The 24204-nt window shown below is 72.6% G+C and carries 24 protein-coding genes; 12 read left to right on the forward strand and 12 right to left on the reverse strand.

Features of this window, described 5'->3' with window-relative positions:
- Window positions 1-130: 130 nt before the first annotated feature.
- Complete coding sequence (locus tag CRYAR_RS20290) at window positions 131-1264, forward strand: histidine kinase (protein WP_051570707.1); 1134 nt, start codon at window positions 131-133, stop codon at window positions 1262-1264.
- Window positions 1261-1932: a response regulator gene (locus tag CRYAR_RS20295; protein WP_035853035.1), complete on the forward strand. Its 672-nt coding sequence runs from the start codon at window positions 1261-1263 to the stop codon at window positions 1930-1932. Before CRYAR_RS20290 ends, CRYAR_RS20295 begins: the two co-directional genes overlap by 4 nt.
- Here CRYAR_RS20295 and CRYAR_RS20300 read toward each other — a convergent pair.
- Window positions 1929-2909, reverse strand: coding sequence for a helix-turn-helix transcriptional regulator (locus CRYAR_RS20300; protein ID WP_051570708.1), 981 nt, complete (start codon window positions 2907-2909; stop codon window positions 1929-1931). The two genes, CRYAR_RS20295 and CRYAR_RS20300, sit on opposite strands and share 4 nt — an antisense overlap.
- Window positions 2910-2962: 53 nt before the next feature.
- On the opposite strand from CRYAR_RS20300, the gene CRYAR_RS20305 reads away from it, so the two are divergent.
- Entirely contained in the window at window positions 2963-3307 is a 345-nt protein-coding gene (locus CRYAR_RS20305; protein ID WP_035853038.1) for a VOC family protein, read from the forward strand.
- A gap of 44 nt (window positions 3308-3351) precedes the next feature.
- Here the strand turns inward: CRYAR_RS20305 and CRYAR_RS20310 are convergent, their stop codons facing one another.
- On the reverse strand, window positions 3352-4650 hold the full coding sequence (locus tag CRYAR_RS20310) for a citrate synthase (RefSeq protein WP_035853043.1): 1299 nt from the start codon (window positions 4648-4650) through the stop codon (window positions 3352-3354).
- Between the two features lie 365 nt (window positions 4651-5015).
- On the opposite strand from CRYAR_RS20310, the gene CRYAR_RS20315 reads away from it, so the two are divergent.
- Window positions 5016-6737 (forward strand): sensor histidine kinase, encoded by a 1722-nt coding sequence (locus CRYAR_RS20315; protein ID WP_035853044.1) that lies wholly within the window; start codon window positions 5016-5018, stop codon window positions 6735-6737.
- 227 nt (window positions 6738-6964) lie between these two features.
- Here the strand turns inward: CRYAR_RS20315 and CRYAR_RS20320 are convergent, their stop codons facing one another.
- Window positions 6965-7519: an ester cyclase gene (locus CRYAR_RS20320; protein WP_051570709.1), complete on the reverse strand. Its 555-nt coding sequence runs from the start codon at window positions 7517-7519 to the stop codon at window positions 6965-6967.
- Between the two features lie 89 nt (window positions 7520-7608).
- Between CRYAR_RS20320 and CRYAR_RS20325 the strand changes: the two genes are divergently transcribed.
- Window positions 7609-8229, forward strand: coding sequence for a TetR/AcrR family transcriptional regulator (locus tag CRYAR_RS20325; protein WP_035853049.1), 621 nt, complete (start codon window positions 7609-7611; stop codon window positions 8227-8229).
- 1 nt (window position 8230) lies between these two features.
- Here the strand turns inward: CRYAR_RS20325 and CRYAR_RS20330 are convergent, their stop codons facing one another.
- Window positions 8231-9691, reverse strand: coding sequence for a cryptochrome/photolyase family protein (locus CRYAR_RS20330; RefSeq protein WP_035865452.1), 1461 nt, complete (start codon window positions 9689-9691; stop codon window positions 8231-8233).
- A gap of 37 nt (window positions 9692-9728) precedes the next feature.
- Here CRYAR_RS20330 and CRYAR_RS20335 point away from each other — a divergent pair, with 37 nt between their 5' ends.
- From CRYAR_RS20335 to katG, 3 genes are all read left to right on the forward strand, one after another.
- A complete protein-coding gene (locus CRYAR_RS20335) occupies window positions 9729-10586 on the forward strand; it encodes a Gfo/Idh/MocA family protein (RefSeq protein WP_035853051.1) in 858 nt (285 codons plus the stop codon).
- Between the two features lie 69 nt (window positions 10587-10655).
- Window positions 10656-11084 carry a Fur family transcriptional regulator gene (locus CRYAR_RS20340; RefSeq protein WP_035853054.1) on the forward strand — a complete coding sequence of 143 codons (429 nt, stop codon included), beginning with the start codon at window positions 10656-10658 and terminating at the stop codon, window positions 11082-11084.
- 26 nt (window positions 11085-11110) lie between these two features.
- A complete protein-coding gene (gene katG / locus CRYAR_RS20345; protein ID WP_035865459.1) occupies window positions 11111-13363 on the forward strand; it encodes a catalase/peroxidase HPI in 2253 nt (750 codons plus the stop codon).
- Between the two features lie 45 nt (window positions 13364-13408).
- On the opposite strand, the gene CRYAR_RS20350 is transcribed toward katG, so the two are convergent.
- On the reverse strand, window positions 13409-14275 hold the full coding sequence (locus CRYAR_RS20350) for an aldo/keto reductase family oxidoreductase (protein WP_035853059.1): 867 nt from the start codon (window positions 14273-14275) through the stop codon (window positions 13409-13411).
- A 73-nt stretch (window positions 14276-14348) separates the two neighbouring features.
- Between CRYAR_RS20350 and CRYAR_RS20355 the strand changes: the two genes are divergently transcribed.
- Both CRYAR_RS20355 and CRYAR_RS20360 read left to right on the forward strand, forming a co-directional pair.
- Window positions 14349-14711 carry a winged helix-turn-helix transcriptional regulator gene (locus tag CRYAR_RS20355; protein WP_035853063.1) on the forward strand — a complete coding sequence of 121 codons (363 nt, stop codon included), beginning with the start codon at window positions 14349-14351 and terminating at the stop codon, window positions 14709-14711.
- Complete coding sequence (locus CRYAR_RS20360; protein WP_035853065.1) at window positions 14692-15465, forward strand: hypothetical protein; 774 nt, start codon at window positions 14692-14694, stop codon at window positions 15463-15465. The genes CRYAR_RS20355 and CRYAR_RS20360 overlap by 20 nt, the downstream gene beginning before the upstream one ends.
- Here the strand turns inward: CRYAR_RS20360 and CRYAR_RS20365 are convergent.
- Complete coding sequence (locus tag CRYAR_RS20365; RefSeq protein WP_035853066.1) at window positions 15458-16135, reverse strand: TetR/AcrR family transcriptional regulator; 678 nt, start codon at window positions 16133-16135, stop codon at window positions 15458-15460. The genes CRYAR_RS20360 and CRYAR_RS20365 overlap by 8 nt on opposite strands.
- 57 nt (window positions 16136-16192) lie before the next feature.
- Here CRYAR_RS20365 and CRYAR_RS20370 point away from each other — a divergent pair, with 57 nt between their 5' ends.
- Window positions 16193-17047, forward strand: coding sequence for a 3-hydroxybutyryl-CoA dehydrogenase (locus CRYAR_RS20370; RefSeq protein ID WP_035853070.1), 855 nt, complete (start codon window positions 16193-16195; stop codon window positions 17045-17047).
- Complete coding sequence (locus CRYAR_RS20375) at window positions 17047-18198, forward strand: acyl-CoA dehydrogenase family protein (protein WP_035853071.1); 1152 nt, start codon at window positions 17047-17049, stop codon at window positions 18196-18198. The genes CRYAR_RS20370 and CRYAR_RS20375 overlap by 1 nt, the downstream gene beginning before the upstream one ends.
- Here CRYAR_RS20375 and CRYAR_RS20380 read toward each other — a convergent pair.
- From CRYAR_RS20380 to CRYAR_RS20405, 6 genes are read right to left on the reverse strand one after another with little or no spacing between them, the layout of a single operon-like run.
- Window positions 18184-19755 carry a fused response regulator/phosphatase gene (locus tag CRYAR_RS20380; protein WP_035853072.1) on the reverse strand — a complete coding sequence of 524 codons (1572 nt, stop codon included), beginning with the start codon at window positions 19753-19755 and terminating at the stop codon, window positions 18184-18186. The genes CRYAR_RS20375 and CRYAR_RS20380 overlap by 15 nt on opposite strands.
- Window positions 19752-21479, reverse strand: a complete 1728-nt coding sequence (locus tag CRYAR_RS20385) for an ATP-binding protein (protein WP_051572126.1) — start codon at window positions 21477-21479, stop codon at window positions 19752-19754. The genes CRYAR_RS20380 and CRYAR_RS20385 overlap by 4 nt, the downstream gene beginning before the upstream one ends.
- A complete protein-coding gene (locus CRYAR_RS20390; RefSeq protein WP_035853076.1) occupies window positions 21476-22534 on the reverse strand; it encodes an ATP-binding protein in 1059 nt (352 codons plus the stop codon). The genes CRYAR_RS20385 and CRYAR_RS20390 overlap by 4 nt, the downstream gene beginning before the upstream one ends.
- Window positions 22522-22938: an anti-sigma regulatory factor gene (locus CRYAR_RS20395; protein ID WP_035865462.1), complete on the reverse strand. Its 417-nt coding sequence runs from the start codon at window positions 22936-22938 to the stop codon at window positions 22522-22524. Before CRYAR_RS20395 ends, CRYAR_RS20390 begins: the two co-directional genes overlap by 13 nt.
- A gap of 8 nt (window positions 22939-22946) precedes the next feature.
- Window positions 22947-23360 (reverse strand): STAS domain-containing protein, encoded by a 414-nt coding sequence (locus tag CRYAR_RS20400; RefSeq protein WP_051570710.1) that lies wholly within the window; start codon window positions 23358-23360, stop codon window positions 22947-22949.
- 1 nt (window position 23361) lies between these two features.
- On the reverse strand, window positions 23362-24189 hold the full coding sequence (locus CRYAR_RS20405; RefSeq protein ID WP_035853079.1) for an STAS domain-containing protein: 828 nt from the start codon (window positions 24187-24189) through the stop codon (window positions 23362-23364).
- Window positions 24190-24204 lie beyond the last annotated feature (15 nt).

The raw sequence follows: 24204 nt of genomic DNA on the forward strand, positions 1-24204 counted from the left end.
GCCGGGTGGGCGTCCCGCGTCGTCGTGCCGCTGCAGGCCGGGGACTACCACGGTCGTGGTACCGACGCCGCCGGCCGCTACCACGACCGGACGAGGTAGCCCGCGACCTGCTCGTTTACTGTCGATCTCGATGATGTCGAGAGTCCGCGCGCACCAGGCCCTGCTCACCGACCTGCTGCTGGCGGGGGTGACGGGGTTCCTGAGCCTCCAGGCCGAGCAGACCGTCGAGCTGCCCTGGCGCGTGCCGCTCGCGGTGATCGGCGTCGGGTCGATCCTGCTGCGCCGCCGCTACCCGTTGCCGGTGCTGGTGTTCGTCACGCTCGTCGTGGCGGGCGGGGTGGTCTCCGGGTTTCTGTTCCCGGCGCTGGCCCTCGGGATGGGCGTGCTGATGTACTCGGTCGCGCTCGACCTGGAGGGACGGCGGCCGTGGGGGTACGCGGCCCTGGTGTCGGCGGCGGTCTGCGTGCCCGGGCTGATCCTGCACTTCGACATGTGGTGGGGTGTGAACTCGTTCGCGGTGCCGGTGTGGATCTTCGGGGGAGCGGCGATCGGGGACTCGGTCCGGTCGCGGCGGGCCTACATCGCCGAGGTGACCGAGCGTGCGCGGCAGGCCGAGCTCACCCGCGAGGAGGAAGCGCGGCGGCGGGTGATCGACGAGCGGCTGCGGATCGCCCGGGAGCTCCACGACGTCGTCGCGCACCACATCGCGGTGATCTCCGTGCAGGTGGGCGCGGCGACGCACGTCCTGCGACGCGACCCGGAGCAGGTCTGGCCGGTGCTGACGCACATCCGGTCGGCCGCGGACACGGTGCTGACCGAGATCCAGTCGGTGGTCGGCGTGCTGCGTGATCCGAACGAGGTGACGAGCACCGAGCCGACGCCCGGGATGGACCGGTTGCCCGCGCTGCTGGAGGACCTGCGGGCGATGGGCTTCGCGGTGTCGTTCGCCGAGCACGGAGAGCACCGCGCGCTGCCGGCGATGACCGACATCACCGCGTACCGGATCCTCCAGGAGGCCCTCACCAACGCCCGCCGCTACGGCGACGGGTCCGCGTCGCTGTCGGTGGACTTCGGTACCGAGGAGGTCCGGGTGACGGTGGAGAACCGGATCCGCCCGTCCGCCGCCGCGGGGTCGGGGTTCGGCCTGCTCGGTATGCGTGAACGGGCCACCGCCGCCCACGGCACGCTCGAGACCGGCCCCACCGCCGACGGCTCCTTCCGGGTGCACGCCGTGCTCCCGCTCCGCGCGGAGGTGACCGCGTGATCCGGGTTCTCCTGGTCGACGACCAGGCGCTGATCCGGGCCGGGTTCCGGATGATCATCGACGCCGAGCCCGGTCTCGAGGTCGTCGGTGAGGCGGCGGACGGCCGGGCCGCGGTCGACCTCGCCTACTCCGCGATGGCCGACGTCGTCCTGATGGACCTGCGCATGCCGACGATGGACGGCATCGAAGCGACCCGCCGCATCGGCGCGGACGACCGGCTGGCCGGCGTCCGGGTCCTCGTCCTCACGACGTTCGAGGAGGACGACAACGTGGTGCTCGCGCTGGAGGCCGGGGCCAGCGGGTTCCTGGGCAAGAACGTCGACCCCGACGACCTGGTCGCGGCGATCCGGGTGGTCGCGGACGGCGAGGCGCTGCTCTCCCCGCGCGCCACCCGGGGTCTGGTCGCGCGTTTCATCGCCCAGCGCCGCCCGGAGGCCACCGACCACCCGGGTCTGCGCTACCTCACCGACCGCGAGCGCGAGGTGCTCGTGCTGGTGGCGCACGGTCTGTCCAATGAGGAGGTCGCCGCCCGCCTCACGGTGTCGCCGCTGACCGCGAAGACCCACGTGAACCGCGCGATGACCAAACTCGGCGCCCGCGACCGGGCCCAGCTCGTCGTGGTGGCCTACCAGAGTGGCCTGGTGCGACCGGGCGACGCCCTGCCCTAGCGGCCGGTGCGGTGCGACTCGGCGTCACCGGGGGGTGCCGCCGGGGTGTCGCCGGTCGCGTAGGCGCGGAGGCGGTCGGCGAAGGCGGCGACGAGGTCGCGCAGTTCGGCCGGGCGCTCGACGGTGAACGGGGCGTCGAGGGAGGCGAGGACGGCGGGGAGCCAGTCGAGGCTCTCCACCCGCAGCTCCACGTCGAGGTGATCGCCTCGGTCGTGGACGAGCGCGAGGCCGGGTGGAAGCCGGCGGCGGACCTGGGCGGGGGTGGCGTGCACGCGCAGGCGGACGTGGTGGCGGTAGGGCACGGTCGCGAGCCGGTGGAGCAGGTGCTCGGCCGGGTCGCGGTGCTCCGGCGGGGTGAACGTGCCCGGCCCGGTACGCACGCTCGCGATCCGGTCCAGGCGCAGGACGCGGTCCTCGCCGTCCGCGGCCCCGGTGACGTACCAGTGGTCGTTGTGGACGACGAGCGCGTGCGGATGGAGCGTGCGCTCGCTCCGGCGGCCGTCGGCGGTGGTGTACGCCAGCCGGACCGGGAGGTGGTCCCGGACGGCGGCGGCCAGGGGGAGCAGGATCTCGCTGTCCGGCGTGGGTGCGGCCACCGGCGCGGTCCACGACACCGAGTCCAGGACGGCGGCCAGCCGTCGCGCGAGCGGGGCCGGCAGCACCCGGCGCAGCTTGGCCCGCGCGGTCTCCTGGGCGGTGTCGCCCGTGCGTGCGGTGGCCAGGCTCAGCAGCACGGCCAGCGCCTCGTCCTCGCTGAACATCAGCGGGGGCAGGCGGTGCCCCCGGGCCAGGCGGTAGCCGCCGTACCGGCCGCGGACCGACTCCACCGGCACGTCGAGGTCGACCAGGTGCTGCACGTACCGCCGGACCGTCCGCTCGTCGACGCCGAGTCGTCCGGCCAGCTCACCGACCGTGCGCACACCACCGGACTGGAGAAGTTCGAGGAGCGAGAGCACACGAGCGGTCGGCCGGGCCACACCGCCGACGATACCGGGCGGATCCTGTCCGGTATTGCTCCTAGCGTGCGGGCATGAACTTCGTTTCGATCCGTGTCATCACCGCCGACGTCGCCCGCCTCGTCGGCTTCTACGAGAAGACCACCGGGCTGACCGCCACCTGGGCCACGCCCGAGTTCGCCACGTTCACGACCGGCGCCGCGACGCTCGCGATCGGCGGTGAGCGCACCGTGCCGGTGGCGAGCCCGGCCGCGAACCGCTCGGTCATCGTCGAGTTCCTGGTCGACGACGTCGACGCGCTCCACGGCACGCTCGACGACGTCGAGGTGGTCATGCCGCCGACGACGATGCCGTGGGGCAACCGGTCGCTGCTGGTCCGCGATCCCGACGGCAACCTCGTCAACTTCTTCAAGCCCTGACCCGGACCCGGTGGGGCGGGCACCGCCCCACCGGACCCCGCTGGTCAGCGGTCGGACAGCGCGACGTAGTCGCGTTCGGTCGCGCCGGTGTAGACCTGCCGGGGACGGCCGATCTTGGTCGCCGGGTCGTTGATCATCTCGCGCCACTGCGCGATCCAGCCCGGCAGCCGGCCGAGGGCGAACAGCACCGTGAACATCCGCGGCGGGAAGCCCATCGCCCGGTAGATCAGGCCGGTGTAGAAGTCGACGTTCGGGTACAGCTTGCGCTCGACGAAGTAGTCGTCCGACAGCGCGATCTCCTCGAGCTGCAGGGCGATGTCCAGCATCGGGTCCGGGTTCGGCATCGCGTCGATGACCTCGCGCGCGGCCTTCTTGACGATCGTCGCCCGCGGGTCGTAGTTGCGGTAGACGCGGTGGCCGAAGCCCATCAGGCGGGTACCGGCCGACTTGTCCTTGACCGCGCTGACGAACGAGCCGACGTCACCGCCCTCGGCGTCGATCTTGCTGAGCATGCTCAGCACGGCCTCGTTCGCCCCGCCGTGCAGCGGCCCGAACAGCGCGTTCACGCCGGCCGACACCGACGCGAACATGTTCGCCTGGCTCGAACCGACCAGCCGCACCGTCGAGGTGGAGCAGTTCTGCTCGTGGTCGGCGTGCAGCACGAGCAGCATGTCGAGTACTCGCGAGTGCAGCGGGTTGACCTCGTACGGCGTCGTCGGCAGGCCGAACGTCATCCGCTGGAAGTTCTCGACGTACGAGAGCGAGTTGTCGGGGTAGAGCGTCGGGTGCCCGATCGAGTTCTTGTACGAGTGGGCCGCGATCGTGGGCAGCTTCGCGAGCAGCCGCACCGTGGAGATCTCGACCTGGTCCTTGTCGAACGGGTCGAGGCTGTCCTGGTAGAACGTCGAGAGCGCGCTGACGCCCGAGGACAGCACGGCCATCGGGTGCGCGTCGCGCGGGAAACCGTCGAAGAAGCGGCGCATCTCCTCGCGGATGAGCGTGTGCTCCTTGACGTCCTCGGTGAACCGGCTCAGTTCCGCCTCGGTCGGCAGCTCACCGTGGATGAGCAGGTGCGAGACCTCGAGGAACGACGATTTCTCGGCCAGCTGTTCGATCGGGTAACCGCGGTAGCGGAGAATGCCGGCGTCGCCGTCGATGTACGTGATCGCCGACGTACACGACGCCGTGTTCACGAAACCGGTGTCGAGGGTGACCTTGCCGGTCTGCTTGAGCAGCGGCGCGATGTCGAGGCCGCCGGAGCCCTCGGAGGCTTCGCGCACCGGCAGCGGCAGGCTTTCGTCCCCGTACTGCAGGACGAAGTCGTCCTTGCGCTCATCGGTCATGCTCTTCCTCCCGGATGTCGACGTGCAGGGGTGCGCGGCCGCGGACCCATGTTCCGGACGGGTTTCGCCCGAGGGTCCTGTATCCACCCATCGTTACAGCCGTGAGTCGGAACTCGGGTGCGGGACAGGTCACAGTCCGGATATCTCGCCTGCTGGACGGCAGTGCGCTATGTCCGGAGCAGTCCGTAGCAGCAGGATGACGGACCGACGCTCAGCGCCCTCGCCACGCCGGGTAACAACCGGACGGCGAGCCCCAGAGGTGATGATTACCACGAATGCCCGCGACGTGTGCGGTGAACAGGGGGCGTGGCGGCCCCGGGGACTCCGTACGATGCCCCGGAGAAACCGACCCCCCGGGAGGTGCAGTGAAGCCCCGCGCGGCCCCGCTGCTGGTCGGGCCGCTCGCCGGACTGCTCGCGTTCGTCTGCGGCCTGCCCTACTGGCGTGAGCACGTGCCGGCGGCGCTGATGACCTGCCTCGGCTGCGCCGGGTTCGCCGCCGCCGGTGGCCTGTTGGCCGGGAGCGCCGACGGCCGTCGCCGGTCCGGGACCCTGCTCGTGACCGGCGCGTTCTGCGTGGCGCTGGCCTGGGTGGTGACCTGGAACAGCGGTATCTGGCCGCTGGTCTCGTTCCTCGCGCAGGGCTCGGCCTACGTGCTCTCGGGCGCGGCGGTGCTGCTCTACCCCGGGGGCCGGCTGACCGGGCGGGCCGAACGGGCGTGGGTGGTGTGCGCGGTCGTGGTCCTGATCGGCGGTCAGGTGGTCGTCGGTCTCGTGTCGCGTCCGGAGTGGAACGGCCTGCACCCCGACGTCGTGTGGCCGAACGTCGCGTCGCAACGCCGGGTCTTCGACCTGACCGTCGAGATCGTGATCGTCGCCCAGCTGTTGCTCGTCGTCTGGTACCTCGTGGTGCTCGTCCGCCGGGCCCGTCGCCTCTCCGAGCTGGAGCGCTCGGCGATGCTCCCGCTGCTGCTGGCCACCGGATTCTTCGGCGTGGGCGCCGCGGTGCTGACGACCGGTTCCGACGCGTGGACCGAGCTCGACGCGCTGCTCTCCTTCTACGTGGTGGTGAACCTCCTCGCGATGGCGGTGCCGCTGGCGGTGCTGTCCGGCGCACTGCGCGAGCGGTGGCGTGAGGTGGATGCGCCGCATCGGGTGGTGCGGATGACGTCGTCGACGTCGTCGGTGGGGTCGGTGCGTGATGCGTTGGCGGCGGCGTTGCGTGATCCGCGTCTTCGGTTGTTGTTCTGGGTGCCGGCGGAGCGGAGTTATGTGGATCGGTGGGGGCGGTTGGTGGGGGTTCCGCGGGCGGCGGCCGGGCGGTGGTGGGCGGAGGTGCGGGTGGAGGAGGGGCAGCCGTTGGCGTTGGTGGAGCTGGACGAGGGTTTGCGGGGGCGTGCGGGGGTGGTGGAGGCGGTCTTGCGGGCGGGTTCGCCGGCGTTGTTGACCGCGCAGTTGCAGGCGGTGGTGACCGCGCAGTTGGAGTTGGTGTTGGCGGCGCAGGCGCGGGTGGAGGAGCGGGGGCGCGCGGAGCGGTGTCGGTTGGAGGCGGATCTGCGGGAGGGGGCGCAGCGGCGGTTGGTGGGGTTGGTGTCGCGGTTGGAGGGGTTGGAGGGGTTGCCGGAGCCGGTGGGGTCGGTGGTGGTGTCGTGCCGGTCGGAGGTGGTGGGGGCGATCGCGGAGTTGGAGGCGTTGGCGCGGGGTTTGCATCCGTCGGTGTTGCGGGCGGAGGGGTTGGGGGTGGCGTTGGGTGAGGTGGCGGAGCGGTTGGGGTTGGTGGTGCAGCTGGCGGTGGAGGTCGGGCGTGCGTCCGAGGCGGCGGAGGCGACCGTGTACTTCGCGCTCTGCGAGGGCCTGACGAACGTCGCGAAGTACGCTCCCGGCGCGCGGGTGCGGATCGAGGTGACCGAGGCCGGCGGGTGGGTGCACGGGGTGGTGGCCGATGACGGCCCGGGTGGGGCGCGGGTGATCCCCGGGGGCGGGCTGGCCGGCATCGATGCCCGCGTCCGGGCGCTGCACGGACGCACGCTCGTCGAGAGCGAGGCCGGCGCGGGCACCCGGCTGCGGGTGAGCCTCCCCAGCGCCTGACCTACCCCGGCCCACCCTCCGCGCGCCCGAATCCGCCGCCCCTCGGCCCGCGCGCCCGAATCCGCCGCTCCCCGTCCCGCGCCCCCGACCCGCGTCAGGTGGCCCCGCGCCCCCACCCCGCGTCAGGTGGCCCCGCGTCAGGTGGCCCCGCGTCAGGTGGCCCCGCGTCAGGTGGCCCCGCGTCAGGTGGCCCCGCGTCAGGTGGCCCCGCGTCAGGTGGCCCCGCGTCAGGCGGGCCGTGTCGTGGCGGGCGCAGCCGCGGCCGCGGGTACGGACGGGGAAGCGGACGCGGCGCGGCGGGCGCGGCGGGTCGCCCGGGCGCAGCGCGCGAGGTAGAGCGGCGACGGCGGGAGCCAGCCCAGCTGCATCGCCATCGACTGGTCGTCACGCACGGCCCAGTGCTCGACGACCAGGCCGTCACGCACCCGCTGGAAATGCGCGTGCCGTACCTCGAACCGCCGCCCGGTCGGCGCGAACGCGCGCTCCACCGCACCGGCCGCGGTCCAGACCACGAAATCCCCGGTCTGGCGCCCCGACATCCGGCCGTACGTGACCACCAGGTCGCGTTCGACGACGCTCTCGTCGACCGTGAACGCCAGCTCACTGAAGCCCGTACGCAACCAGAGCGCGGTGGCCCAGAACGCCTCCGGCCCCGTGCCCCGGCAGGCCGGCGGCTCCGCGACCGCCTCGCGGTTCGTCGCCCCGGGGTGCACGACCTCGCGGAGATCGTCCAGGGTTCCCGCCATCATCAGGTGAATCGCGCGTTCGGCCACGTCGGGCATTCCGTCCTCCGATTTCGATACATGATGCTGTACACAACTCAGGACAGTAGGCTGTATCGAACTTGGCCGCAACGGTGTTCCGGAGATCCATGCCCTACGACAACCGCACGCGGGCCGCGGCCGCCCGCGAGACCCGCGCGGCCGTCCTCGCCGCCGCCCGCGAGTCCTTCCTGACCAGCGGTTACGCGGCCACCACGATCCGCGGGGTGGCCGAGGTCGCCGGCGTCTCCCAGGAGACCGTCTACAAGCGCTTCGGTGGCAAGGCCGGGCTGCTCAAGTCCGTCTACGACATCGCGATGGCCGGCGACGACGAGGACGTCCCGATCGCCGGGCGGCCGCAGTCGCTCGCCGTGCACCGCGCCACCACGCCGCGGGAGACCACCCGCGCCTACGCCGCGCTGGCCCGGTGGCTGATGGAGCGGGCCGGCGCGGTGCTGCGGATCGTCGTACCGGCGCGGGGGAGCACCCCCGAACTCGACGCGTTCATGCACACGATCGACGGGGAGCGGCTGATCGGCACCCGGATGGCGGTCACCGCCTGGGACGAACACGGCTGGCTGCGCCCCGGCCTCGGCCGCGACCGGGCGGTCGACATCGTGTGGACGCTCAACTCACCGGCGGTCTGGCTCCTGCTCGACGAACGCGGCTGGACCGGCGAGGACTACGAGCGCTGGTTGCGCGAGACCCTCGACGCGACCGTGCTGAGCTGACTCAGGGCGCGCGCGAGCCGCGGGCCCGCTCTTGCTCGACGAGCGCGTCGAGGTCGTCGAGGCGGCGCAGCCCACGCAGCGGCTGACGCATCCGGTGGTTACCCTCGAGCGCCTCCTCGTGGCGCGCGAGGAAGCTCCAGTACCCGGCGGTGTACGGGCAGGCGTCGTCGCCGGTGCGGTGTTTCGGGTCGTAGCGGCAGCCCCCGCAGTAGTCGCTCATCCGGTTGATGTAGGCGCCGCCGGCCGCGTAGGGCTTCGTGCTCATCCGCCCGCCGTCGGCGAACTGGCTCATGCCGATGACGTTCGCGGTCATCACCCACTCGTAGCCGTCGACGAAGCAGCGGTGGAACCAGTCGGAGACCGCACCGGGCCGCCAGCCGCGCTGCATCGCGTAGTTGCCCAGCACCATCAGCCGGGGGATGTGGTGCACCCAGCCGCGATCGCGCACCCCGGCGAGCACGTCGGACAGGCAGCGCGCCTCGACCGCGTCGGCGTCCAGCGAGGCGAACCACTTCGGGAGCTCCCGGCGCGCGTCGAGCGCGTTCGCGGTGCGGTAGCGGGGCTCGAAGTACCAGTACAGGTGCCAGACGAAGTCGCGCCAGCCGAGGATCTGCCTGGTGAAGCCCTCCACGCCGGCCAGCGGCGCGGCGCCGGACCGGTAGGCCCTCTCGGCCCGCTCGACGACCTCGCGCGGATCCAGCAACCCCAGGTTGATCGCCGCGCTGAGCAGGCTGTGCGCCATCAGCGGGTCGTTCGCGAGCATCGCGTCCTCGTAGGGCCCGAACGCGGCCAGCCGGTGCTCGACGAAGTGACGCAGCCGCGCCAGCGCCTCGGTCCGGGTCACCGGGAAGAGCCGCGGCCCGTCGTTGCCGACGAACTCGATGCCCTCGTCGTGCTGCCACCGGTCGAGGTCGGCACGCACCTCGTCGTCGATCGCGTCTTCCCGGATCTCCGGCGGCGGCGGGACGTCGAGCGTCGAGGTGCCCCGCGGCGGCGGCTCGCGGTTGTCCGCGTCGTAGTTCCACTGCCCCCCGGCCGGTTCGTCCCCGTCCATCAGCACCTCGTGCTGACGCCTGGCGAAGCGGTAGAAGTCCTCGAGGCGCAGCTGCTTCTTCCCGTCCGCCCAGGCCACGAAGTCCGGCGGTGCGGTGACGAACCCGCGCGGTGGCAGCATCTCGACCCCGTCCAGCCGCTGGACGAACGCGCGGGCGGCCCGCGAGGTCGGGTGACACACGCTGACCGGCTCGGTGAGCGCCTCCGCGTACGTCTCGGCCCGGACGAGGCGCACGTCGTCGCCCTCGGCCTCCCGGTGACGCAGCGCCGACAACACCAGGTGGGCCTTCTGCCGGTGGAACACCCGCCGCCGGAACACCCCCTTCGACTCGACGAGCAGCACCGGCTGATCCGGCGCGTCGAGGAAGTGCGGCCCCAACTGGTCGGCGAACAGCCAGCGTCTCTCCACCCGCACGAGGCTATTTGCCCGCCCGTAGGATCGAGGGATGACGGTGCGTGTCGGGCTGGTCGGAGCAGGTCCCTGGGCGACGAGTTTCACCGGGCCGCTGCTCGCGGCCGGGCCGGGCACCAGCCTGGCGGCGGTGTGGGCCCGCCGCCCCGAGGCCGCGCGGACGCTGGGGGTACCGGTGGCCGGCAGCTTCGACGAACTGCTCGGCACCTGCGACGCGGTGGCGTTCGCGGTCCCGCCGGACGTGCAGGCCGAGCTCGCGCCGCGCGCGGCCGCGGCCGGGAAGCACCTGTTGCTGGAGAAGCCGGTCGCGTTCGGCCTCGAGGCCGCCGAGCGCGTCGCGGCCGCCGCCGACGAGGCCGGGGTCGTCACCCAGCTGATGCTCACCAACCGCTGGTCGGCGGCCGTGCCGGAGTTCGTGGAGCGCGTGCGCGCGGCCGGCCCGCGGGTCCTGCGCGCCGAGTTCGTCGGCAGCGGCGCGATGCCCGGGTCGTTCTTCGCCACGCCCTGGCGGCAGCCCGAGGCCGCGCTCCAGGACGTCGGCCCGCACGTGTTCGACCTGCTCGAGTCGGCGGCGGGGCCGGCCAGGGTCGTGCACGCCCGGCGGGCGGGCGCGGTCACCGCGGTGACGTTCGAGCACGCGAGCGGCGCGGTCAGCTCCGCGGTGCTCTCGATTGCCACGCCGGGCGCGCACGGCCCCATGAAGTGCGAAGCGATCACCGACGCCGGGCGCGTCGAGCTCGCCGACCCCGGCGCGGAACCCCCGGCCACCGTGCAGCAGCGCATCGCCGCCACCTTCGCCGAGGCGGTCACCAGCGGGAAGAGCCCGTCGCCCGACGTCCACCGCGGTGTCGAGCTGCAGCGTCTGCTGGCCGCCGCCGAGGCCGCGCTCTGACGTCGAAGAGTTGAACTGGTCCAGAGCAGAACTTGATCTGGTCCAAAAAAGTGCACTAGGTTCGAACCCGTGACGCCCGACTTCGTAGCGCAGCTGCGGACGGCCGAGCTGCGCGTGACCCGTCCGCGTCTCGCGGTGCTGGCCGCGCTGCACGACCACCCGCACGTGGACACCGACTCCGTGTTCGCGCTGGTCCGGGAGGAACTGCCGACGGTCTCCCGGCAGGCGGTGTACGACGTGCTGCACGCGCTGACCGCCGCCCGGCTGGTGCGCCGGATCGAGCCGGCCGGTGCCACCGCCCGGTACGAGTCCCGGGTGGGCGACAACCACCACCACATCGTGTGCCGGTCCTGCGGCACGATCGCCGACGTCGACTGCGCCGTCGGCCATGCCCCCTGTCTCACTGCCTCGGACGACCATGGTTTTGTGGTGGATGAGGCGGAGGTCGTCTTTTGGGGTGTCTGCCCCGAATGCTCGACACGTCGTAGTGCTCAGTGAACAACCCGCAGTTCGGAAGGATGCAGATGAGCTCCCCAGACAACGCTCCCTCCAGCGCGCAAGGCGTCGGGGGTTGCCCGGTCGCCCACGACTCGGTGACCTCCCACGGCAGTGAGAGCGAGAACCCGGCGATCGACTCGCCGAAGCCCAAGACCGGTGGCCGCCCGCACACCAACCGGGACTGGTGGCCCAACAGCCTCGACCTGACGGTGCTGCGCGCCCACTCGTCGAAGGTCAACCCGCTGGGCGAGGACTTCGACTACGCCACCGAGTTCGCCAAGCTCGACGTCGACGCGCTCAAGCGCGACATCACCGAGGTCCTCACCACGTCGCAGGACTGGTGGCCGGCCGACTTCGGTCACTACGGCGGCCTGATGATCCGCCTGAGCTGGCACGCCGCCGGCACGTACCGCACCGGTGACGGCCGCGGCGGCGCCGGCGACGGTGGCCAGCGGTTCGCGCCGCTGAACAGCTGGCCCGACAACGCCAACCTCGACAAGGCCCGCCGCTTGCTCTGGCCGGTCAAGCAGAAGTACGGCCAGAAGATCTCCTGGGCCGACCTGCTGGTGCTCGCCGGGAACGTCGCGCTGGAGTCGATGGGCTTCAAGACGTTCGGCTTCGGCTTCGGCCGCGCCGACACCTGGGAGCCCGAGGAGATCATCTGGGGCCCCGAGGACGCCTGGCTGGGTGACGAGCGCTACGTCTCGGACTCCGAGATGGCCGAGGACGTGGGCGCCACCGAGATGGGGCTGATCTACGTCAACCCCGAGGGCCCCCGCGGCAGCGCGGACCCGATCGCCGCGGCGCACTTCATCCGCGAGACGTTCGGCCGCATGGCGATGAACGACGAGGAGACCGTCGCCCTCATCGCCGGTGGTCACACGTTCGGCAAGACCCACGGCGCCGGCATCGCCGACGACCACGTGGGCGCCGAGCCCGAGGGCGCGCCGATCGAGGCCCAGGGCCTGGGCTGGCTCAGCACCTACGAGAGCGGCAAGGGCAAGGACACGATCACGTCCGGCCTCGAGGTCACCTGGACCGACAAGCCGACCCAGTGGAGCAACCGCTTCTTCGAGATCCTGTACGGCTACGAGTGGGAGCTCACCACGAGCCCCGGCGGCGCCAAGCAGTACGTGGCGAAGACGTCCGACGAGATCATCCCGGACCCGTTCGACCCGAACAAGAAGTACCGCCCGACGATGCTCACGACGGACCTGTCGCTGCGCATGGACCCGGAGTACGACAAGATCTCGCGTCGGTTCCTCGAGAACCCGGACGAGTTCGCGCTGGCGTTCGCCAAGGCCTGGTACAAGCTGCTGCACCGTGACATGGGTCCGGTCAGCCGCTTCCTGGGCCCCTGGGTCGCCGAGCCGCAGCTGTGGCAGGACCCGGTGCCGGCCGCCGAGGGCCAGCTGGTCAGCGACGCCGACGTGGCCTCGCTCAAGGCGACGGTGCTCGACTCCGGCCTGAGCGTCTCCGAACTGGTGCGGACGGCGTGGGCGTCGGCCGCGAGCTTCCGCGCCACCGACAAGCGCGGTGGCGCCAACGGGGCGCGCCTGCGCCTGGAGCCGCAGCGCAGCTGGGCCGTCAACGAGGGCACCGGCGCGGTGATCGAGAAGCTCGAGAGCATCGCGTCGGAGTTCAACGCCGCCGGTGGCGCGCGGATCTCGGTCGCCGACCTGATCGTCCTGGCCGGCAACGCCGCGATCGAGAAGGCCGCGAAGGACGCCGGTGTCGAGGTGACCGTGCCGTTCCGGCCGGGCCGCACCGACGCCACCCAGGAGCAGACCGACGTCGAGTCGTTCGCGGTGCTCGAGCCGCGGGCCGACGGTTTCCGCAACTACCTGCGTCCCGGCGAGAAGGTCCAGCCCGAGACGTTGCTCGTCGAGCGCGCGTACCTGCTGAACCTGACCGCGCCCGAGATGACCGTGCTGGTCGGTGGTCTGCGTGCGCTCGGCAACAACGCCGGTGGTTCGACGCACGGGGTCCTCACCGACCGTCCGGGCGTGCTCACCAACGACTTCTTCGCCAACCTGCTGTCGCCGGGGACGAAGTGGAAGGCGTCGGAGACCGAGGAGAACGCCTACGACATCACCGACGTCACCACCGGTGAGGTGAAGTGGACCGCCACCGCGGTCGACCTCATCTTCGGCTCGAACTCGCAGCTGCGTGCCCTCGCCGAGGTGTACGCGAGCGAGGACGCCCGCGACAAGTTCGTCACGGACTTCGTCGCCGCGTGGGTGAAGGTCGCCGAGCTCGACCGGTACGACCTGGCCTGATCCGGCCGCACGAACGGGCCCGGCTCCGGCCGGGCCCGTTCGGTGTCACCGCCCGATCTTGTCCAGTTCCGCGACGTCGTCCGCGGACAGTTCGAGCCCCGCACCGGTCACGTTCTCACGCAGGTGGGCCACCGACGAGGTGCCCGGGATCAGCAGGACGTTCGGCGAGCGTCGCAGCAGCCAGGCCAGCGCGACCGACATCGGCGTCGACCCCAGCCGGTCCGCGACCGCCGAGAGCGCGTCGGACTGCAGCGGGCTGAACCCGCCGAGCGGGAAGAACGGCACGTAGGCGACGCCGTCGGCGGCGAGCGCGTCGATCAGGTCGTCGTCCTCGCGGTGCGCGAGGTTGTACCTGTTCTGCACGCAGACGATCGGCGCGACCGCCCGCGCCTCGGCGACCTGCTCCGGGGTCGCGTTGCTCACCCCGAGGTGGCGGATCAACCCCTGCTGCTGCAGTTCGACGAGCGTCGCGAACGCGGCCGCGACCGGCTCGGCCACCGGCCCCTGGGCGTCGCCGAGCCGCAGGTTGACCACGTCGAGCACGTCCAGGCCCAGGTGGTCGAGGTTCTCGTGGACCTGCCGGCGCAGGCTCTCGGGATCCCGGGCCGCCGGCCAGCCACCCCGGGCGTCGCGGCGGGCGCCGACCTTGGTCACGACGTGCAGGGAATCCGGGTAGGGGTGCAGCGCCTCGCGGATCAGCCGGTTGGTGACGTGCGGGCCGTAGGCGTCGCTGGTGTCGACGTGGGTGATGCCCAGCTCGACCGCCGCGCGCAGCACGGCGAGCGCGCCGGCGTGGTCGGCGGGCGGGCCCATGACCCACGGTCCGGCCAGTTGCATCGCGCCGTACCCGAACCGGGAGACGCGCAGATCGCCGAGCGACCAGTCGCCGCCGGGAAGTGTGGAAATCGCCATGGATCCACTATGAGCTGGTAACTTCCTATCAGGAAGTAGGCACCTCAAAGTGCGTAACGCACCGGGAGAGCGAATGAAGTACGACGCGTTCCTCGCGCAGTGTCCGAGCCGGCAGCTGCTCGACCGCATCTCCGACAAGTGGAGCACGCTGACCCTCTGTGCGCTGAGCGGCGGCCCACTGCGCTACTCCGAGCTCGCCCGCCGGCTCGACGGCGTCAGCCAGAAGATGCTCACCCAGACGCTGCGCACGCTGGAGCGCGACGGCCTGGTCAGCCGCACCGTCGAGGCGACCGTACCGGTCTCGGTCACCTACGAGCTGACCGAGCTCGGCTGGTCCCTGCTCCGCACCGTGCGCGGCGTGAAGAGCTGGGCCGAGAACCACATGGACGACGTGTTCGCGCACCGTGAGGCCCACGATGCCCGAACCGCCGTGTGAGGCGGCCCGCGCCGCCGCGGACCGGGCCGCCCGGCGCGCCGGCGTCCGGGTGCGGCCGCTGGAGTCGATGGCCGACGCGGTCGGCTGCGAGCAGCTGTTCCGGGAGGTCTGGCAGACCGGCGCGGGCCAGGTGCCGGTCCCGGCCGACGTCGTCCGCGCGCTCATCGACGCCGGCAGCTACGTGGTGGGGGCGTTCGCGGCCGACGTGCTGCTCGGCGCCTGCGCCGCGGTGTGGGGTCCACCCGGGTCGGGGCGCCTGCACAGCCACATCGCCGGGGTCCGGGCGAGCGCCCGGGGCCGCGACGTCGGGCTCGCCCTGAAACTCGACCAGCGCGCGTACGCGCTGGCCGCCGGGGTCACCGAGGTGACCTGGACGTTCGACCCGCTGATCAGCCGCAACGCGCACTTCAACCTCCGCAAGCTCGGCGGCGTCGCGGACACGTACCTGGTCGACCACTACGGGCCGCTCGTCGACGGCCTGAACGGCGACGACCCGTCCGACCGGCTGCTGGTCCGCTGGCGCCTGGACGACGAACGCACCCGCCGGGCCTGCGACGACGGGGTCGTGACCGCGGTGGAGGGAGCCCGTGTCCCGGTGCCGCCCGACGTCGAGGAGCTGCGCCGCCGTGACCCGGTGGAGGCCGGCCAGTGGCGCCGGTCGATCCGCGAGGCCCTCGCCGGGCCGCTCGCGGCCGGTGGACGGCTCGTCGACTTCGACCGCGTCGAGAGCGCCTACCGGCTCCGGGTCAGCTGAGGGTCTCCGGGCGCGCGTCCTCGAGGACGAGGCGGATGCCCGGCAGCACCGCGTCGAGATCGCGGGTGGTGCGGAAGACGACGACGGCCGCGCGCTCGTCCGCGGCCCCGGCGGAGCCGCCGAACAGCCGCAGGACGTCGGCCATCGCCCGGTCGAATTCGTCCAGCGGGTCGGCGCCGACCTCGCGCAGCCAGCGTCGCAGCACGTAGTTGTGGGCGGTGACGACGGCGTTGGCCAGCAACTCCGCGTGGAGCGGGTCGCCGCCGATGCCGCGGGAGGCCGCGAACTCGCGGAAGAGCCGCTGGTACTGCTGCATGCCGCTGATCTCGCGGTGGCGCAGCGCGGGCACCGTGCGGGTCAGCCGGTAGCGCACCCGGGCCAGGTCACCCTCGTCGAGGTAATGGGTAAGTACCAGGCGGGCGCCCTCGACGATCGCGGGCACCCCGGCGTCGGGTGCGGCCGCGGTGAGGCGGTCGCGCACGGCGACGACGAGCGACTCGTGGTGGGGAAAGATCACGTCGTCCTTCGAGCCGAAGGCCCGGAAGAACGTCGTCCGGCCGACGCCGGCCCTGGCCGCGATGTCCTCGACCGTCGTCTGCTCGTAGCCCTGCTCCTCGAACAGGGCGAAAGCCGCGGCGGTCAGCCGTTCCCGCGATGACTCGTTGACCACGACTCCACCTCCCTGGTACTGAGTACCATAGAGCGGAACCGAGTACCAGGAGGTCGGATGAGAGTCGGAATCGTGGGCTGCGGGCTGATGGGGTCCGGGATCGCCGAGGTCTGCGCGCTGGCCGGCCTCGACGTGATCGTGGTCGAGACGAGCGCCGACGCCCTGGAACGCGGACGGCAGCGCCTCGCGACCTCGCTGCAGCGCTCGGCGGCCCGGCGCAAGGTCGACGACGCCGCCATCGTGCTCGGCCGCATCGGCTTCACCACCGCGCTGGCCGACCTCGCCGACCGGGAGATCGTCATCGAGGCGGTCGCCGAGGACGAGGCGGCCAAGGTCGCGATCTTCGAGCAGCTCGACACGATCGTCGCGTCGCCGGACGCGATCCTGGCGTCGAACACCTCGTCGATCCCGATCATGCGGCTGGGCGTGGCCACGTCCCGCCCCGAGCACGTGGTCGGCATCCACTTCTTCAACCCGGTGCCGGTGCTCAACCTGGTCGAGCTGGTGCCGAGCCTGCTGACCGACCCGGACGTCGCCGACGCGGCCCGCGACTTCATCGCCGGCGTGCTGGGCAAGCACGTGATCGTCGCCCAGGACCGGGCCGGGTTCATCGTCAACGCGCTGCTCATCCCGTACACGCTCTCCGCGGTCCGGATGATGGAGTCCGGGTTCGCCACCGCCGACGACATCGACCAGGGCATGGTGCGCGGCGCCGCCCACCCGATGGGCCCGCTGGCCCTGTGCGACCTGATCGGCCTCGACACCGTGCACGCCGTCGCCGAATCGCTCTACGCCGAGTTCAAGGAACCGCTGTACGCCCCGCCGCCGCTGCTCTCGCGGATGGTCGACGCCGGCCTGCTCGGCCGGAAGACCGGCCGGGGTTTCTACGCTTACCCGCCAAAGGACAACTGATGACGTTCGACCTGTTCCGGCTCTCCGACGACCACGAGGACCTGCGCGCGGCCGTCCGCGACCTGGTCGCGGACAAGATCACGCCGCACGCCGCCGAGGTCGACGCGACCGCGTCGTACCCGCACGAGGCCCAGGCCGCGCTGGTGGCCGGCGACTTCCACGCCGCCCACGTTCCCGAGGAGTACGGCGGCGTGGGCGCGGACGCGCTCGCGGTGTGCCTGATCATCGAGGAGGTCGCGCGCGGCTGCGCGTCCTCGTCGCTGATCCCGGCGGTGAACAAGCTCGGGAGCATGCCGCTGATCCTGGCCGCGTCCGAGGACGTGAAGCAGCGGTACCTGGCGCCGCTGGCCCGCGGCGAGGGCGGGTTCTCCTACGCGCTCAGCGAGCGGGAGGCCGGCAGCGACACCGCCTCGATGCGCACCAGGGCCACCCGCGACGGCGACGAGTGGGTGCTCAACGGGGCCAAGGCGTGGATCACCAACGCCGGGGTGTCGGAGTACTACACCGTGCTCGCGATCACCGACCCGGACGGCCGCCGCGGCGCCAACGCCACCGCGTTCGTCGTCGAGAAGAGCGACGCCGGGGTGACGTTCGGGGCGCCCGAGCGCAAGCTCGGCATCAAGGGGTCGCCGACCCGCGAGGTGCTGCTCGACAACGTCCGGATCCCGGACGACCGGCGGGTCGGCGACGTGGGCGACGGTCTGAAGATCGCGCTGAGGACGCTCGACCACACCCGAGTCACGATCGGAGCGCAGGCCGTCGGCATCGCTCAGGGCGCGCTCGACGTGGCGACCGCGTACGTCCGGGAGCGCAAGCAGTTCGGCAAGCGGGTGGCCGACTTCCAGGCCATCCAGTTCATGCTGGCCGACATGGCGATCAGCCTGGAGGCCGCCCGGCAGCTGGTGTACGTGGCGGCGGCCAAGTCCGAGCGTGGCGACGACGACCTCCCGTTCTTCGGCGCGGCCGCGAAGTGCCAGGCCTCGGACACCGCGATGAAGATCACGACCGACGCGGTGCAGCTGCTCGGCGGGGCCGGGTACACGCAGGACTTCCCGGTGGAGCGGATGATGCGCGACGCGAAGATCACCCAGATCTACGAGGGGACCAACCAGATCCAGCGCCTGGTGGCGGCCCGGTCACTGCTCCGCTGACGTGCGGCGGAGCACGAGCAGCGCGATGTCGTCCTCGCCACGGCTCGCGGCCAGGGCTTGCAGCACTCGGTCGCAGTAGCGCTCGAGGTCGTCGTCGACGGGCACGGACAGCTGACGCAGCTGCTCCATGCCCTCGTCGATGGCCGTGCCGCGCATCTCGACCAGACCGTCGGTCACCAGCACGATGCTGCCGCCGTCCGGGATCGTGAACGTCACCTCGGGCCGCTGGAACTGCCCGACGCCGAGGATCGTGCCCCGGACCCCGACGTAGTCCGTGCCCGCCGCGGTGGCCAGCAGCGGCGGCAGATGGCCCCCGGTGGCGGCGACCGCGGTGCCGGTGGCCGGGTCGACCATGAGCAGCAGCACGGTGGCCAGCGTCCCCGGGTGGTACCGCCGGAGCATCGCGTCGAGGCGGACCAGGATCCCGGCCGGTCCGTGCCCGTCGACCGCGTAGGCCCGCAGCGCGTGGCGCAGCTCCGCCATCACGGTGGCCGCGTGCAGCGAGTGGCCGACGACGTCGCCGATCGCGACCAGGAGGCGGTCGTCGACCTCGGCGATCTCGTAGAAGTCACCGCCGATCTCGGCGGTCGCGATCGCCGGCACGTACCGGAACGCGACCTCGGCGCCCCGCACCGGCGGCAGATCGCGGGGGAGCAGGCTGTGCTGGATCGTCAGGGCCACGGTGCGCTCCTCGGCGTAGGAACGCAGCGCGTCGACGGCCAGCGCGGTGGCCTGGCCGAGCTGGCTGAGCAGGTCCCGGTCCTCGTCCTCGTGCGCGGTGCCCCGCCGGAGCAGCGCGACCGCGGTGGGGGCCCGCCGCGGCCGGGCCGGGACGACCGAGGCCAGCCACGGGGCGTCGGCGTCGGACGACTCGAGGGCGTGCCGCCAGCGCGGGGGCGGGTCGGTCACGAGCCGGACGCCTTCCTCGGCGTACCCACCCGCCGCCGGGTGGCGGTACGCGCGGGAGCGGTCCGCGGACGCCGCCACCGTGATGCCTTCGCCGTCGTGGTCCACCGCGCTGGCCACCGCGGGCGCGTCGAACACCGCGGCCGCGCCGGTCGCGGCCGCGGTCAGCACGTCCTCGACCGACCGCGCCGCGTTGATGTTCAGCGTCGCTCCGGCCAGCAGCGCGAGCCGGCGGGCCAGCCGCTCGGCGCGCTGCCGGGCCCGCGAGTAGCGCAACATCGCGTGCGCGGTGGCGACCAGCTCGTCCGGGTCGATCGGCTCGGTCAGGTAGGCGTCCGCACCCTCCGACAGGCCCCGGGCGCGGTCGCTGACACCGACCGACGTCGCCGACACGAACACGACCGGCACCCCGGCCGCCGCCGGGTTGTTCTTGATCCGGTCGCAGACCGTGAACCCGTCCAGATCGGGCAGGTTGACGTCGAGGAACACCAGGTCGACGTCGGAGTCGTCGACCCGGGCGAGCGCCTCGGTGCCGGTCGCCGCCTCCACCACCCGGTGCCCGGCCCGCCGCAGCCAGGTGCCGAGGATGTACCGGTTGGCCGCCGCGTCGTCGACGACGAGCACGGTGGCGGCGCTCTCCGGGCCGGTCACCGGCGGCGCACCGCGTCGGCCACGGCCGCCACGTCGAGGCTGGTCTTGGAGAGCACGGTCAGGTGCGGATCGTCGACGGGGGTCCAGCTGGTCTCGGAGGTCACGACGACCACCGGGGTCGCGGCCAGCGCCTCCTCGGCGCGCAGCCCGGCCAGGATCTCCTCGCCGCTCACCCCGGGCATCCGCAGGTCGAGGAACACCACGTGCGGGCGCACCCGCCGGATCAACGGCAGCGCTTCGCGGGCGTCGGCCACCTCGGCGATCTCGCGGTCGTCGTCGTCGACCGCGTCGAGCGCCGAGCGCAGTACCCGCCGGAACGTCGGGTCGTCGTCGACGACGACGATCCGGATCGGGCCCGACGCCGGCGCCGCGATCTCGTCGGCCGGTCGCTGCGGTTCGCGGGGGAGCACGACGGTGACCGTGGTGCCCTCACCGGGGGCGCTGCGCAGGTCGAGCTCGCCGCCCAGCGCCGCCACCAGCCGGCGGACCAGCGCCAGCCCGAGCCCGGTGCCGCCCACCTGGGCCTGCAGCGCTCCCGGCACCTGGTAGAACTCCTCGAAGATGCGTTCGTGCTGGTCGGCCTCGATCCCGATGCCGGTGTCCGTGACGACGAACGTGATCGTCCCCGCCTCGGCCCGCACGTCCAGGCGCACCTCGCCGCGCACCGTGTACTTCAGCGCGTTCGTCATCAGGTTGCGCAGCACCTGGGTCAGCAGGAGGCCGTCGCTGACCAGGTCCGGCGGCGGATCGGGGTCGGCCACCGCCAGCGTGACGTCCGCGCGTGCGTTCGCCGGGCCCAGCGCGGCACGCAGCTGCCCGAGCAGCACGCGCAGGTCCACCGGCTCCCAGGCCGGCTGGATCCGGGTCGCTTCGGCCTTCGCCAGGTCGAGCAGGTCGTTGACCATCCGCAGGAGGTCGGCCGCGGAGTGCCCGACCAGCTCGATCTGGTGCTCCTGCTCGGCCGAGAACGGCGGGTCGGCCACCGTGGTCATCACCCGCACCAGCCCGAGGATCGAGTTCACCGGGGCCCGCAGCTCGTGGTTGACGTGACGCAGGAACCGGGTCTTGGCGTCGTTGGCCTCACGCAGCCGCTGGGAGCGGTCCTCCAGCTCGGCGTAGAGGGCGACCACACCCTGGTTCGTGTGTTCCAGTTCCTCGGTCAGCTCGTTGTAGAGGGCGAGTACACCCCGGTTGGTCTCCTCGAGTTCCTCGTTCATGCGGATCTGCGAGTCCCGGCTGCGTTCGGCCTCGTCCAGCGCGGCGAGCAGCTCCTGGTTCTGCCGCCACAGCTCGTCGGCCGGGGTGGTGGGGCGCAGGGCGGCGAGCTCGGCCCGCACCAGGGCCGGGTCGATCGGCGTCCGGACGGTCTTGACCAGCGTGATCGTGACGTGGTCCGCGTCCTGCACGACGCGCAGGTCGTCGACGAGCCGGGCCGCGCCGGCCAGGCCGTCCGGGCCCGGGCGCTCGCGGACGCCGGTCAGCGTGCGGTCCGTGACGCCGGACAACTCGACGCGCAGCGCGCGGAGCGCCACGCGGAACAGCGCGGTCACCGCCGTGGGCGCGGCGAGCAGTACCCGGCCGATCTCGCTCAGCGCGGTGGCCACCCGGGTCTGGTCGGACGCGTCCAGGCCGACCGCCGCGGCGACCGCCCGCCCGCTGTGGCGCAGGGCGAACACGTCGGCCTCGCCGCGCAGGTGCACGCGCAGGACGACGTCGTCGTTCACGGCCGGCACTTCAGGACGAGAACGCCGGCGTCGTCGCGGCGGGTACCGGCGTCACGCAGGAGCACGGAGGCGATCACCAGCGGGTCGTGGCCGGCCAGCCCCCACTGCCCGTCGAACGACCAGCGTGAGTTCAGGCCGTCGGTGTGCAGCACGATCAGCGCGTTCTCCGCGGCGGGGTAGTCGAACGACCGGATCGTGCGGGCCTGGTGCCCGGCGATGCCCGGCATCGACGTGAGGTGCCGGCCGCGCTCGCCGGCCCACAGGACCGCTCCGGCGATGTTGCCCAGCCCGGCGAACTGGACGAGGCCGCGGGACACGTCGTGGCGCACGACGCCCACCGCGGCGCCCCGCGTCGGCTTCAGCTCCCGGTGCAGCCGGGTGACCAGCGCGGTCACGTCCTCGTCGGCGGTGTCGAGGAACACCTCGACCGCGCGCTGGGCCGCGCGGGCGGCCAGCGGGCCGTGCCCGAGGCCGTCGCAGAGCACGGCCACCACGCCGTCCGCGGTGCGCCGGACGGCGTAGGCGTCACCGCACGCGCTCTCCCCGGCCATCGGCCGGGTGAGCCCGGCCGCGCGTTCCCCGCCCGGCTGCGCCGGTTGCCCGATCCGGGTCAGCGGGCGGCGCGGGGCCGCGAACCGCGCGGCGACGACCGTGCCGCGCCCCGGCTGGGACCAGGCGTCGAACGTCGACGCCAGGCGGGTGACCGCGCCGAGCCCCACGCCGAGCGTGCCGCCGGTCGAGTACCCGTCACGCAGGTGCGCCTCGAAGTCCTCCAGACCCGGCCCGGCGTCGAGCGCGACCACCTCGACGGCCGGGTCGGCGGTATCGGAGTCCGAGAGGTACGGGCGGGTGAGGCGTAACGCCACCGCGCCGTGGTGGGCGTGGCGGTGCAGGTTGCCGGCCAGCTCGGTGACCGCGATCGCCAGCTCGCCCGTGCGCGCCTCGTCGAAACCGGCCCGGCCGGCCAGCCCGGTCGCCATCCGCCGGGCGGCCCCGACCGCGCTGGTGTCGTCGATCGGGATCCAGAGCGTCTCCGCCCCGATCAACGACTCCACTTGGCCACCGTGATCCGGGTGCCCCGGCCGACCTCGGTGTCGAGGTCGAACTCGTCGACGAGCCGGCGGGAACCGGACAGCCCGAGGCCCAACCCTCCACCGGAGGTGTAGCCGTCGGTCATCGCCAGGTCGATGTCGGCGATGCCCGGTCCGTCGTCGGCGAACACGATCCGCACGCCGCGCCGGAGGCCGTTCTGCACCGCGGTGACCTCGGCGACCCCGCCCCCGCCGTAGAGCAGCGTGTTGCGGGCCAGCTCGCTCGCCGCGGTGACGAGCTTCGTCTGGTCGATCAGCGACAGCTTGACCGCCACCGCGACCGACCGGACCAGCTGCCGCACCCGCACCACGTCCTCGTCGGACGCGATCGGCTGCCGCTGCGGCTGGCCGGTGGCCGGCAGGGTCACGGCCGGACTCACCGGCTCTCGGGTGCGCGCAGCGACGGCGCGATCGACGGGGAGTCCCCGGCGCCGTCCGCCCAGGCCCGGCGCAGCAGCGCCAGGCCCTTCTCCAGGTTCAGCGCGGTACGCACCTCACCCAGCGACAGCCCCAGCTCGACGAGCGTGATCGCCACCGCGGGGCGCATGCCCACGACGACGGTGTCGGCGTCGAGCAGCCGGGACACCGACGCGGTCGTGGCCAGGATCCGGCCGATGAACGAGTCGACGATCTCCAGCGCGGTGATGTCGATGACGACACCGCGCGCCCCGGTCGCGGTGATGCGCTCGGCCAGCGCGTCCTGCATCGCCAGCGCCGTCTGGTCGGACAGGTCGACCTGGATCGAGAGCAGCAGGACGTCGTCGAGCTTGAGGATCGGGATCGAGGTCACGTCACGCCCCGGCCGCGGCGCGGTGGGCGTCCTGGCGGCGCCGGGCCAGCGACAGGGCGTCGGCCAGGCTGGACTTGGTCGCGATGTCGCCGAACTCGATGCCGAGCGCGACGATGGTCTGGGCGATCTGCGGGCGGATGCCGGAGATGATGGCCTCCGCGCCCATGAGGCGGGCCGCCATCACGGTCTTGAGCAGGTGCTGGGCGACCTGGGTGTCGACCGCGGGCACGCCGGTGATGTCGATGATCGCGTAGTCGGCGTCGTACGAGGTGAGCGCCTCGAGTAACTGCTCCATGACCGCCTGCGCCCGCGCCGAGTCGAGCGTGCCGACCAGCGGGACGGCGATGATGCCGTCCCAGAGCTTCACCACCGGGGTGGACAGCTCCAGCAACTGCTCCGCCTGCTCCGCGATGATCTGCTCCCGGGCCTGCGAGTACGCCTCGAACGTCTGCAGGCCGAGGTCGTCGATCAGCCGCGAGAACTCGAGGAACCCGCTCAGCGGCGTGTCGTCGCCGGCCCGGCGGCCGACGACCTCCTTGAGCGCGAACACGCTCACCGCCGTCTCGCGGGGGGAGAAGCCCTGGATCGCGCGGGCGCGGGAGAGTTCGGACAGCAGCGCGCGTAACTCGCCGAACGGATCGGCGTCGGCGGCGTCGTCCAGCCCGGCCTGCAGGGCGCGGTACAGGTCGGCCAGCTCGGACCGGACCTCCGCCCGGCTGACGCGTCCGCGGAGGCTGTCGGCGACGATCGCGGTCCACTCGTCGACGATGCCCTCCGGGTCGCCCGCGAGGACGGGCACGAGGCCCTGCGGCGAGTGGGTCTGCGACATCCGTGAGCTCCGATC

This window comes from Cryptosporangium arvum DSM 44712, assembly GCF_000585375.1.
In the GTDB taxonomy this organism is placed as follows: Bacteria; Actinomycetota; Actinomycetes; order Mycobacteriales; family Cryptosporangiaceae; genus Cryptosporangium; species Cryptosporangium arvum.

What these genes read in the sequence shown, in the direction of transcription:
- katG (WP_035865459.1), top strand. Translation starts at nt 11,111, where the DNA reads ATGAGCTCCCCAGACAACGCTCCCTCCAGCGCGCAAGGCGTCGGGGGT.
- CRYAR_RS20310 (WP_035853043.1), bottom strand. Translation starts at nt 4,650, where the DNA reads ATGACCGATGAGCGCAAGGACGACTTCGTCCTGCAGTACGGGGACGAA.
- CRYAR_RS20290 (WP_051570707.1), top strand. Translation starts at nt 131, where the DNA reads ATGATGTCGAGAGTCCGCGCGCACCAGGCCCTGCTCACCGACCTGCTG.
- CRYAR_RS20335 (WP_035853051.1), top strand. Translation starts at nt 9,729, where the DNA reads ATGACGGTGCGTGTCGGGCTGGTCGGAGCAGGTCCCTGGGCGACGAGT.
- CRYAR_RS20405 (WP_035853079.1), bottom strand. Translation starts at nt 24,189, where the DNA reads ATGTCGCAGACCCACTCGCCGCAGGGCCTCGTGCCCGTCCTCGCGGGC.
- CRYAR_RS20355 (WP_035853063.1), top strand. Translation starts at nt 14,349, where the DNA reads ATGAAGTACGACGCGTTCCTCGCGCAGTGTCCGAGCCGGCAGCTGCTC.
- CRYAR_RS20360 (WP_035853065.1), top strand. Translation starts at nt 14,692, where the DNA reads ATGCCCGAACCGCCGTGTGAGGCGGCCCGCGCCGCCGCGGACCGGGCC.
- CRYAR_RS20320 (WP_051570709.1), bottom strand. Translation starts at nt 7,519, where the DNA reads ATGCCCGACGTGGCCGAACGCGCGATTCACCTGATGATGGCGGGAACC.
- CRYAR_RS20370 (WP_035853070.1), top strand. Translation starts at nt 16,193, where the DNA reads ATGAGAGTCGGAATCGTGGGCTGCGGGCTGATGGGGTCCGGGATCGCC.
- CRYAR_RS20350 (WP_035853059.1), bottom strand. Translation starts at nt 14,275, where the DNA reads ATGGCGATTTCCACACTTCCCGGCGGCGACTGGTCGCTCGGCGATCTG.
- CRYAR_RS20325 (WP_035853049.1), top strand. Translation starts at nt 7,609, where the DNA reads ATGCCCTACGACAACCGCACGCGGGCCGCGGCCGCCCGCGAGACCCGC.
- CRYAR_RS20305 (WP_035853038.1), top strand. Translation starts at nt 2,963, where the DNA reads ATGAACTTCGTTTCGATCCGTGTCATCACCGCCGACGTCGCCCGCCTC.
- CRYAR_RS20375 (WP_035853071.1), top strand. Translation starts at nt 17,047, where the DNA reads ATGACGTTCGACCTGTTCCGGCTCTCCGACGACCACGAGGACCTGCGC.